The following is a 1,107-nucleotide window of genomic DNA, read 5'->3' as shown; positions in this document are numbered from 1 at the left end:
TTTAATGAAAAAATGGAATAAGTTTATTTGTTTGGGACTATTAGCAACAACGATTTTTTATACGACTAGTCCAGTAGTTACTTTTGCTATTAATGAAGGACAGTCCGATGAAACACAATCAACCGGACTTTCTAGTAGCAGTGATTTACAAACAACGACGTCGTTATTTACAGAGGAAACAGAGTCATTTTCATCAAGTAGTGACACTGAAACTAGTTCGACAGAGGAAACAAAAGAAAGTTCTCAGGAAATTGATAGCAGTTATCCAGTAGCGGATGCTTCAGCTTATCTAGATAAAGAGGTTGAAATTATTTCGGAAGTGAATCCGACGGTCCGATTTGCTGAAACAGAGAACGGATCTGTTTATGCAGATACCAAAGAAGCTTTAATGAAACAAACCCATCTTTTTCATGTAACAGCTGATGGATGGCTGACGATTCAAAATAGTCAAACTAAAAATTATTTAACTGTGATAAATGAAGCGAGTGGCACTCTTTATTACACAACCCTACAAGATAAAGACGAGCAAAAATGGCGTTTAGTGAGTGAAGAAAATGGCACGTACTACATCGAATCGAAAACGAAACAATTTCTTACAATTACAGAAACAAATAGTTTACAGGTAAGAAGTGAAGATTCTAAACAACGATGGACAATAGATGTTCCAGTTGCTGAAACATCATCTGAAAGTAGTGATTCAGAGAATAGCACTGAAGCAACAAATCAGTCAACGAGTCAATCAATGGAGGAAGTACCAGAAAAAGTAAGTAGAGCTGCACAACCAAATGTCGTTAAGACGACTTCAATCAGTAAAACACAGATGAAAATAACTATTTCGAATCCAAATGGAGGAAATGTAACAAGAGTTCAATTCCCAACATGGAGTATGACCAATGGACAAGACGATATTAAGTGGCTAGAAGGAACACGTGATACAGATGGTTCATGGTCAGTGATTGTTGATTCGAAGGAGTTTAAACATGGTGGGGCATTCAAAACCGATATCTATGGTACTGTAGATGGAAAACTTCAAAAGCTTAATGAAGCCAAGTATGAGTTAGAATTAGTCAATGTGAATGTGGTTAAGATGACTTCAATCAGTAAAAC

At 36.4% G+C, this 1,107-nt stretch carries 1 protein-coding gene; it reads left to right on the top strand.

From position 1 onward, the window contains the following. The coding region (locus tag ACYSNW_RS18140; protein ID WP_461746929.1) for a GBS Bsp-like repeat-containing protein at positions 1 to 1,107 on the top strand (1,107 nt) is incomplete at both ends.

The organism is Enterococcus sp. LJL99 (assembly GCF_054871725.1).
Note: the sequence above shows the minus strand (reverse complement) of the source record. Positions and strands in the feature narration are given on the sequence as shown.